We start from the raw sequence: 8,288 nt of genomic DNA, 5'->3' as shown, positions 1-8,288 counted from the left end.
GAAATGCGAGACAGGTTAGAAATTGGGCAAATGATATCGTCAACAACGTACAAAACAGGATTGTCTGACTTTGCGATTGTCCAACTACCAAATGTCCAAGCATCGGGCAATATACACGGCAGGGATGATTATACGCCAATTGATCCCATTATCATGGAGCTGATCAGCCGTGTTGGTCAGATTGCTAAGATACTGGATAAACATGCAAGTCCAAGCATGGAGGCACCAGACAGTGCATTTCAGGTAGATAACGATACTGGCGAATATACCTTAAAAGCAGGTGACGCTTTTATCCGCAACTCCAAGGAAGACGCAGAAACGCGATATATTACCTGGGATGGCAACCTAGAAGCAGCATTTAAAGAATTTGATATGTTGCTAAACCAGCTCTATTCAGTATCTGAAATGGGTGCGGCTATTTTTGGTGACTTAAAAGGCAGTATTCCTCCTTCGGGCGCCGCGCTACGGCGTTTAATGGTTAACCCCTTAATGAAAGTTGGCCGTATTCGCAACCATGCCGATCCAGTAGTAAAAAAAATCATTGCGCTGCTTTCTGAGGTTACGCCTTCAGTGTCTGGTCTTAAAAGATCGGACATTGAAATACAGTGGCAGGATGGTTTGCCGAATGATCCATTAGAAGAAGCTCAAATCATGAATTTGCGTGTGCAAGCTCCTACCATGTCCGCTACTACAGCCATGCAGCGCTATGATAACATGGGGATTGAACAAGCAGAGGAAGAATTAGGGCGAATACAAGAGCAAGCATTAACCGCTAATCCTGTATTAACTTCGGCGGTGAATGAGAATAAAGAGGTGTAATCCATGGAAGCACCGTTAAATGAATTTGAAAAATTAATGATTGCAATATACTTACAAGCCGAAACGAATATTATTGCAATCATTGCCCGTAAGGAAAAGCAAGACTATGTAACCTATGCAGAAAAAGCAGCATTAAGCCGAATTCATAAAATCCTGAAGGAGATAACCCTGGAAGCCGTTGCATTAGCGCCAAAGCTAACTGAAACGGCTTTTCTTCATGGTGCTGGGCTTTCCGTTGGTCGTAAGAAAGCTGCTCATATTATTAGTGAAGGCAGTAATCGTAAAATTGTGGAGCTGCTAACCAAGAATTTAACGGGTGAACTCACGGACGCAGCCAGGCACGTAGGCAGAACCATTAATGACGCTTGGCGGTCTGCCACGCTGGAAGCTGCAGCCGCGAAAGAAGCTGGTGGGTATGGCGCAGGTATGACGTATAAGTTATTTCAAGAGAAGGTATTAAATGAGGGATTAATGGCCTTTCAAACCAGTAACGGAGCCGATTGGAGTTTGCGAACATACGCGAATATGGCAGTTAGGGCAGTAACCAGAGAAGCAACTAATTCCGGCACATTATTTGCTGATCCTGATCATGATCTATATCAAATAAGCTCTCACGCTTCTAGCTGTCCGATCTGTGCGCCACTGGAAGGACGGATATATTCCCGCAGCGGTTTATCTGCTGAATTTCCGAGCCTTACGAAAGCGTTTTTTAGTCGGAAGGACAAAAATGGTCCTGATAACTTGGATAATTCGTATTTGAATATCCATCCTAATTGCCGCCATGTGTTGATTAAATGGGTAGAAGAAGCACATACAGCGGAAGAAATAGAAGAAGCTAAGACGTTCTCTAACCGTGATTGGAAGGATGACCCTAGGAGTAGAGCCAGTATTGAAGCATACCGTAAAAGCCAGCGTGTTAGAAGGCAACTTCATGATGATTATGAACAGTATCAGCGGTATCAATTGCGCTTAGATTTAGTACGTGATGATTTTCCAAAGACCTTTCAAACGTTTCAGAGGGTGAAACAAAATAACCCTGAACGATATGCAAAATGGCGGAAGATTTATCGCGAAATAGGACAAGAAATTAAAAGGGGGTGAGGGCATGTACAAGTATACGGAAGAAATAGGAGGGCTCACACGCACTTATGAGGCTGAATCACCTGAAAAGGTTGTTGAATTGGTGCTAGCTGTTACCATTGATATTCAGTCGGAAATTAATAAACGGCAGCGAGAAAAACAACAGCTTACTGGCGTTGATATCGTCTTGTTAAAAAATCAAATAAACCACACTGATTAGTGGTTCTCTTCTTTTTGCGCCACGACTAGGCGTTAAACGGTCAAATTCGCCTTTCCACGGCGTAAAACAGGAGGAATGAATAATATGAATCGCAAGTATCTTAAAGATCAAGGATTTACCCAGGAACAAATTGACGTCATTATGGCAGAACATGGGCGTACTATGGCGGGTTATGTGCCAAAGTCAGATACAGAGGCACTTAAAACGCAGATTGACGCACTAAAAGCCCAGACGGGTGATCTAGACACTCTAAAGGCAAATGCTGCCAAAGCTGCCACGTTAGAGCAGCAACTCGCAGACCTGCAGGCGCAAAACGCAGGTATCCAAAAGCAGGCTGACGCTAAAATAAAATTAGTGCAAGCCAAAGTAAAAGACCCTGATTTACTTATGCCAAAGCTGAAACTGGAAGAGGATTTAGACGCTCAATTAACAGCGCTAAAAACCTCGCACCCCTACATGTTTGGTGATGTGGTACCTAACAACCCAAATCCAAACCCTGCAGGCGACCCAAACGCTTCTACCTTTGAGCAAGATGTTGCGGCATTTAAAGCAAAAGTTGACGCAACCAAATTTTAAAAATCTAAGGAGGAATAAACAGAATGGCTATTAACACGCTGCAGTATGCAGCACTTTTTCAAAGCTGGCTGGATGAAGCCATGGTTGCCAGTGCTACATCAAACTGGATGGAAACGAACAGTGGCAAAATTATCTATATTGGCGGGCGAGAAGTTAAGATCCCCAAGCTGAGCATGGATGGCATGGGGGATTATGATCCAGATAATGGCTATGTACAAGGTGCCGTTACCTTGGAGTATCAAACTAAAGAAATGAATCAGGATCGAGGCCGCAAATTCCAGATTGATCGTATTCAATCGGATGATACTGACTTTATGGCAACTGCCTATAATGTCATAGAGCAATTTCAGCGAACCAGAGTCGTGCCGGAAATTGACGCGTATCGGTACGCAACCATTGCGGCACTATCACAGGCTGCAGAGACAGCTGATGGAGATAATGGACGCTATGCAAGATCCCTTACACCAACAACTTCAACTATCTATACAGAACTGCAAGCAGATATTGCTACCATTCAGGACGATGTGGGTGAAGATTATCCGTTAGTAATTACAATGTCGATTGCGACTGGAAATATTTTGAACACTGCAAACGATATGACCAGGTTCCTTGATTCTGCTGACTTTAAGGTTGGAAATCTGCAAAGCAAGGTTAAATCTATTAATAGTATTCCAATTATTTTCGTTCCATCTGCTCGGATGTATAATTCCATTACCTTAAATGACGGTACAACCACAGGACAAACGACTGGCGGTTTTAGTGCGGCTACAGGAGCTAAGAAAATAAACTGGTTAATAACAACTCGTAATGCTCCTATCGCTTTATCCAAAGCGGATACTGTCCGTATCTTTGACCCTATGACAAACCAAAAAGCAAATGCATGGGCGTTTGACTATCGCAGGTACCATGATATTTGGATTCCAGATAATCGTATGTCTGGTGTATTTGCTAATATCGCTGCATCATAATAAACAGGAGGAAATTGTATGTCTGATATGATTGAATTAAAAAAACACGGCGTACACCGCATTGTAGCCACAGAGCAAGAAGCGAAAAAGCTTATCTCCGAGGGTTATGTCCAATTGGACGCAGAAGGTAATCCAATTACTGCTGAAAGTGAAACAATTGAATCACTCAAAGCACAAATTGAACTTTTAACGACTGAGAATGCGGCTTTGAAAGCTGCTAAGAAATAAGGGCGCGTAAGCGTCCTCCTCTAAGGAGGAATGAATATGTTAACAGTTGGTACAGATAGCTATGTAACTGTGGATGAAGCTGCAGCATACATAGCGGAATATTATATAAGTACAGACCCGAAAGCCATTGCATGGACAGCTCTTATTGACACGGACCAAGAAATATTATTACGCCGTGCTGCAAGACAGATTGATCTTGTCGCTTATCCCGGGCAGAAAACGGCACCTAAACAAGTGATGGCATGGCCTCGTAAGGCAGCAAGGTGGGGGAATGGCTGGTTTACTAGGATGGCCCCCTTTATGTCTTTTCAGATACCACAGGTTGATTATTCAAATGTGGTGTTTGGTGATTATTCTACCGAGTACAAACAAACCGTTCCTGATAAAATTAAAGCGGCCCAGGTAGAAGAAGCCTTAGAATATGCCTCTCCTGATCTTGGTACCGCAAATCTCACCGCCCGCTTATCACCAGAGCAAAGCATTAAGATTGGCGATACTCAAATTACATATGCCAATAACAATACACCGGTGGACAAACTAAACACAATAATCTATAGTTTACAAGCTCAGCAATATCTAAAACCATTTGTAGGGGGTGGGTATCGTGTTGTTTAATAGAGGACTAGCAGCGCGAATGAATGCCGCACTCGCCCAAACCTACGACAGTACTGCTACGGTGTACCGGAATGTGGATTATAAGGATGGTAACTTGACGAAACAGCGCAGGGAAGCAGTACTTACGGATGTTCCTTGTCGTCGTTCTTCTAAGGCAGGGCTATCTGCTCTTTTTGCTACAACAGATGCAGCTAAGATAACACGCTCAGAAAAGCTTTTTACATCTCCAAAGTGGGATATTAAAAGTGGTGATGAATTATTTGTGCAGGGACCAATTAATGCAGAGCCTGTACGGGATGCAGATAGATACTTTGCCGGAGAAACGCAAGTATACGGCACGCACCAGGAAATTAAACTTGAAATGCCAGGTAGGGCATAATGGCTTTTGGTGATGGATTAAAAGATATGGTGAGGCGGTATGAAGGATATCAGCAAGAGCTTGTTGCTGCAGTGCCAGTACAGTTGAAAGAAACCACTACTTTTATTGTGGAAAGGGTAAAGAAATATACACCGCCAACGGAAGGCGAAAAATATAATGCTAACGCAATGGGGGATTTAAAGGCTCATTGGGAGCAAGATAGCATTTTGACTCCTTATCGATTACATGAAGGAGCGTATACGTCTGTTGTAGCTAATAACCTGCAATATGCCTCCTATGTTGAAAATGGACACCGAATGGATAAACATTTTGTGCCTGGTCTTTTTATTGTAGGAGGGCAGCTTGTTTATGATGCTGCTTTAGCAGATAAAGGCGGCCTTATGGTGGGCACTAAGACAAAGTATGTACGCGGTGTATATATGCTTGATCGGGCGTTGCGAGAAGGTGAATCACATTTACAGCAGGGCATGAGACGTGTATTAATGTCTGTCATGAAGAAGGAGGGGTAATCTTGGCAGTAGAAATCAATCTTGCTTTTCTGGTGAGTGGATTAGCTGATAAATTAGCTGGACTATTCCCAGGAATCCATATCTTTGCAAACCCTAGCCAACAATTCATGAACAGCGTCTTAGACAGTGAAGGCAAACACCTTCCCTGTTTTTTTATTATCCCGCGCCCAGGTGCGACGATTAAAAAAGGCATTGATCGTTGGTATTGGCAACCTTTATATGAGTTGGTATATTTAACGGATTTATACACCGATACCCAGCAATATGAATTTCAAGACGTGGCCCAGTTGTTAGATGAATCCCTGGAAACGTTTATAGCTAACGGGGCGATAATCCGAACGTATAACCGGAAATGGACCATTGAACTGCAGGCGCTGCACTATATGATTGATATCAAACAATTTGTTCAGTTGCCAAAAGAAGAAGTTGTTAAAATGCAGACGTATACATTAACAGAGGAGGTAAAGCTAGATGGATAATGATGAACAAGAACAGGCTATCGCGGATACAGCCGAGGAAGTGCAATCCGTTGCAGCATCTGACGAACCCGTAGCCCCGAAGATACCGGCTACGAGAATTATTGCGTCCAAACGTTTCAGCGGTAAATACAACCGCGACTTACTGACAGCACTATTAACCGAAGACAGCTATACTATTTCGGAAGCTGAAAAAATATTAGATGATTTTATGGGGGTGGAATAATTGGCAGGAGGAACTTGGACAACACAAAATAAAGTGCGTCCTGGCGTTTATATTAATTTTAAGTCCACAGCACAGACGCTTGCCAGTCTTGGTGATCGTGGTATTGGCACATTTCCTATGGCTATGAGTTGGGGACCAGAAGGGGAAGTAATTACCCTGGCCAATGGTGAAGATACCTTTGATAAGCTAGGGTATTATCTGACGGATACACAAATGCTGGCTATCCAGCAGTTTTTTTTAGGTACGGAAAGAACGGATGCGCCGGTAACACTGTACCTTTGGCGACTAAAATCCAGTGGAACCAAAGCGGTAGCTATGGCATCGGGATTAACTGCAGCAGCCAAATACAAAGGGGTGCGCGGCAACGATATTACTGTAGTGATCTCTGTCAATGTCGATGATGAAAGTAAGTTCGATGTGACCACTATCGTGGACAATGATACCCAGGATACACAAAGTGAGGTTGCTACAATTGGCGATTTGGTTGCAAATGATTGGGTTGACTTTAGCGGTACAGAAACGACAGCCCTTGTTGCAACTACTGGCATGGTTTTAACTGACGGGACTGACGGAGAAGTTGCTTCAAGTGCCTATATCTCTTACCTGGAGGCAATTGAGCCGTATTACTATAACAGTATGGGTTGTATGGATACCAGCGCAACGGTCATAAAGCTGTTTACATCGTACACAAAGCGGTTGGTAACAGAGGAAGGCCGCTATGCTCAATTGGTTGTTGCTAATTACCCCTCGGCTGACAGTGAATGCGTAGTTAGCATTAAAAACGGCGTTATCTTGGACACCGAAGATACAATTCCGCCGGAAATGGCAGTGGCGTGGCTGGTTGGAGCCAGTGCAGGGGCAAATGTAAACGAATCTCTGACATATGCCACTTATCCTGGAGCGGTGGGTGTTACCACGGTATATACCAACACGGAAATTATTGCGGCCATTAATGCGGGCGAATTCATATTCACTCCCGTAAAAGATGGTACAGTACATGCTGAATATGACATCAATACGTTTACCAGCTATACCGCAACAAAAGGAAAATCGTTTCGTAAAAATCGGATTGTTCGGGTATTACAGGGTTTTGGTAATGATGTTCATACGCTTTTCTCAAAATACTACATTGGTAAAACCGATAATAACGATAACGAACGGAGCATCTTAAAAGCGGAATTGGTAGCCTATTGCAATACATTGGTAGGGATTAATGCGCTGCAAAATTTCGAAGCAGACGACATTGTTGTTGCAGCTGGTACGGATTCAGATGCGGTATTGATTAACGCCAACATTCAGCCAGTCGATTCTGTTGATAAAATCTATATTGCCGTAACGGTAGAGTAAAGGGGGTGTAAATATGAGTTTTTTATTAGCGCAGGATACCATATCCGGTAAAGAAGGCGCGGCATATGCAACGATTGACGGTAATGTTTATAGCATGTTTTATATTAAGAAGCTAAAAGCAGAATCGGAAAAAGAAAAGTCCGAAGTCAAAGTTGTTGGAACCAGGACGGTGCAATACAAGGCGAAAGGTCTTAAATATTCAGGATCGATGACAATTAAAGATATTACGACTCAGTTTGTTAGTTTGGTTAAAACCTATCAGGATTCGGGTACGGATACGTATTTTACGATTCAGATTGTCAATGATGATCCAACAAGCACAGTAGGAACAAAGCGGACAGTCTTGTATAACGTGAATCTTGATAAAGTGCCTATTGCTCAGCTGGATGCGGATTCTGATGATTTAGAAGCAGAAATTACATTCACCTTTACCAGCTTTGAACTTTTGAATGAATTTACAGATCCAACGACTTTTGGATAAATATTTTAGGAGGTAGTTAGTTTATGAGTGACTTAAAAGCATTTTTAAAACCATCCGTAGCGGAAATGACAAATTTGGTGTTTGTGTCTAGCCGGTTTACCAACAAGGATGGTAAACCGGCAGGGTTTAAAATTAAATCCATTACTCAGACACAGAATGATGCATTAATTAAAGCATCAACTAAAACGGTGTCAGGGAAAAGAGGGCAGCGCGAAGAGATTTTTAACAAAATCCAATATCAATCTAGGCTTGTGGTAGAGTGTACGGCAATGCCTAATTTTCGTGACCCTGAACTACTACAGGCTTACGGTGTAGTCGATCCCCTTGAACTGCCTGGTAAAATGCTCCTTTCTGGCGAATTTGC

General features: G+C 42.9%; 14 protein-coding genes. All 14 read left to right on the top strand.

Annotation, left to right across the window (positions count from 1 at the left end):
• On the top strand, positions 1-819 hold an 819-nt coding region (locus tag BMZ99_RS25175), incomplete at its 5' end, for a phage portal protein (protein ID WP_139214860.1).
• Between the two features lie 3 nt (positions 820-822).
• A complete protein-coding gene (locus BMZ99_RS25170) occupies positions 823-1,920 on the top strand; it encodes a phage minor capsid protein (RefSeq protein ID WP_090944604.1) in 1,098 nt (365 codons plus the stop codon).
• Between the two features lie 4 nt (positions 1,921-1,924).
• Entirely contained in the window at positions 1,925-2,119 is a 195-nt protein-coding gene (locus BMZ99_RS25165; RefSeq protein ID WP_090944600.1) for a hypothetical protein, read from the top strand.
• A gap of 84 nt (positions 2,120-2,203) precedes the next feature.
• Positions 2,204-2,695 carry a phage scaffolding protein gene (locus tag BMZ99_RS25160; protein WP_175490708.1) on the top strand — a complete coding sequence of 164 codons (492 nt, stop codon included), beginning with the start codon at positions 2,204-2,206 and terminating at the stop codon, positions 2,693-2,695.
• Positions 2,696-2,718: 23 nt separating this feature from the next.
• Complete coding sequence (locus BMZ99_RS25155; RefSeq protein WP_090944593.1) at positions 2,719-3,663, top strand: hypothetical protein; 945 nt, start codon at positions 2,719-2,721, stop codon at positions 3,661-3,663.
• Between the two features lie 18 nt (positions 3,664-3,681).
• On the top strand, positions 3,682-3,891 hold the full coding sequence (locus tag BMZ99_RS25150; RefSeq protein WP_090944590.1) for a hypothetical protein: 210 nt from the start codon (positions 3,682-3,684) through the stop codon (positions 3,889-3,891).
• A 36-nt stretch (positions 3,892-3,927) separates the two neighbouring features.
• A complete protein-coding gene (locus tag BMZ99_RS25145; RefSeq protein ID WP_090944587.1) occupies positions 3,928-4,506 on the top strand; it encodes a DnaT-like ssDNA-binding protein in 579 nt (192 codons plus the stop codon).
• Positions 4,496-4,885, top strand: a complete 390-nt coding sequence (locus BMZ99_RS25140) for a hypothetical protein (protein ID WP_090944583.1) — start codon at positions 4,496-4,498, stop codon at positions 4,883-4,885. The genes BMZ99_RS25145 and BMZ99_RS25140 overlap by 11 nt, the downstream gene beginning before the upstream one ends.
• Positions 4,885-5,394 carry an HK97 gp10 family phage protein gene (locus tag BMZ99_RS25135; protein ID WP_090944580.1) on the top strand — a complete coding sequence of 170 codons (510 nt, stop codon included), beginning with the start codon at positions 4,885-4,887 and terminating at the stop codon, positions 5,392-5,394. The genes BMZ99_RS25140 and BMZ99_RS25135 overlap by 1 nt, the downstream gene beginning before the upstream one ends.
• A gap of 2 nt (positions 5,395-5,396) precedes the next feature.
• The gene (locus BMZ99_RS25130; RefSeq protein WP_090944577.1) at positions 5,397-5,873 is read left to right on the top strand and encodes a phage tail terminator family protein; all 477 of its coding nucleotides are present in this window, start codon (positions 5,397-5,399) and stop codon (positions 5,871-5,873) included.
• Positions 5,866-6,096: a hypothetical protein gene (locus tag BMZ99_RS25125; RefSeq protein WP_090944574.1), complete on the top strand. Its 231-nt coding sequence runs from the start codon at positions 5,866-5,868 to the stop codon at positions 6,094-6,096. Before BMZ99_RS25130 ends, BMZ99_RS25125 begins: the two co-directional genes overlap by 8 nt.
• Positions 6,097-7,443: a phage tail sheath family protein gene (locus tag BMZ99_RS25120; RefSeq protein WP_090944571.1), complete on the top strand. Its 1,347-nt coding sequence runs from the start codon at positions 6,097-6,099 to the stop codon at positions 7,441-7,443.
• Positions 7,444-7,456: 13 nt separating this feature from the next.
• Complete coding sequence (locus BMZ99_RS25115) at positions 7,457-7,924, top strand: phage tail tube protein (RefSeq protein WP_090944569.1); 468 nt, start codon at positions 7,457-7,459, stop codon at positions 7,922-7,924.
• Between the two features lie 23 nt (positions 7,925-7,947).
• On the top strand, positions 7,948-8,288 hold a 341-nt coding region (locus BMZ99_RS25110; protein ID WP_090944566.1), incomplete at its 3' end, for a phage tail assembly chaperone.

The organism is Pelosinus propionicus DSM 13327 (assembly GCF_900114615.1).
In the GTDB taxonomy this organism is placed as follows: Bacteria; Bacillota; Negativicutes; order DSM-13327; family DSM-13327; genus Pelosinus; species Pelosinus propionicus.
Note: the sequence above shows the minus strand (reverse complement) of the source record. Positions and strands in the feature narration are given on the sequence as shown.